The following is a 998-nucleotide window of genomic DNA, read 5'->3' as shown; positions in this document are numbered from 1 at the left end:
TCCGGCGGCTGTAAATGCATCATGGATCTCATACAGCGCCGGTTCTGAATCCAGACCATGATGGTCGCACCAGTCAAACAGATTTATGCACAACCCGACATCGCGACTGAAATCATCACCCACAGCGCCGTTATCCAGCCATGCAGCCCAGGCAACATAAAAATCATGCAGCACACTGGAAGACACTGGTTTCGGACGGGCGGGCGTGGTGGTGGACGGCACCCGCATTTTAAAGCGATTACTTAAATCAGACAGCCATAGTGCTGGCGCTGGCTGGATGGCGAATAGCGGAGTGGTTCCTTGTTTCTGTTCTGTAGGGCTGGAAAGATAATAGCCGTCACCGCCTTTTCGATAGTATCCAACAGGTTTCGCTTCGAGCGATGCCAGCGCGATACGCGCTATTTCAATCATGTGCTCAGGTGTAACAGTGACGTGTTTCCCTTTATCGACGTCGCAGGTTTGAATCATTTTTGCCGCCTGCAGATAGTGCTCAATCTCTTCTCTGGTGATGTTGCTCATTTTGTGGGCTCCTCTTCACACAGTTTCTGGCGGTCTACCCTTTCGATTTCGGCCAGCAGGAGTGCGGTGGCTTTCACCAGGTTTCGGCGATAGCCAGACGGTTTGAAGCTGGCAGCGGGCCAGTCAGCAGGCCAGTAATTTCCAGCTTCCATTGGTTCGATATAGCTGATGGCCGCAGCAGCCAGTTCGCCCTCAATATAAGTATCGTCCTGCTGTACACTGAATCCCTTTACTGATTGCTGGCGCTGGCGCTCTGCCAGCACATCAGAAACGGCATTACTGATTACATAGTTATTCATATAAACCTCATCGCTTTTGGCTGCCTGCGGGCGTACGAAGCCCCGGCAGGCATGCCGTATTAATTGACGCTATGTTTAAAGAGAATTAATCAGTCAGTTACAGACTGTTCAAACGGGATTATTTCGAAATCTTCCACTCCTGTTTTAATCGCTATTCCGGCAATACCTTTAACTTCAGCT

At 50.3% G+C, this 998-nt stretch carries 2 protein-coding genes; both read right to left on the bottom strand.

The annotated features are described in order from the left end of the window. On the bottom strand, positions 1 to 519 hold a 519-nt coding region (locus GTGU_RS24100; protein ID WP_051857445.1), incomplete at its 3' end, for a hypothetical protein. Next, positions 516 to 818 carry a hypothetical protein gene (locus tag GTGU_RS23360; protein ID WP_038163574.1) on the bottom strand — a complete coding sequence of 101 codons (303 nt, stop codon included), beginning with the start codon at positions 816 to 818 and terminating at the stop codon, positions 516 to 518. The genes GTGU_RS23360 and GTGU_RS24100, both read right to left, overlap by 4 nt. Between the last annotated feature and the right edge of the window lie 180 nt (positions 819 to 998).

The organism is Trabulsiella guamensis ATCC 49490 (assembly GCF_000734965.1).
GTDB lineage: Bacteria > Pseudomonadota > Gammaproteobacteria > Enterobacterales > Enterobacteriaceae > Trabulsiella > Trabulsiella guamensis.
Note: the sequence above shows the minus strand (reverse complement) of the source record. Positions and strands in the feature narration are given on the sequence as shown.

Bases quoted from the DNA above. Each gene is read 5' to 3' on its own strand.
- GTGU_RS23360 (WP_038163574.1), bottom strand. From the start codon at position 818: ATGAATAACTATGTAATCAGTAATGCCGTTTCTGATGTGCTGGCAGAG.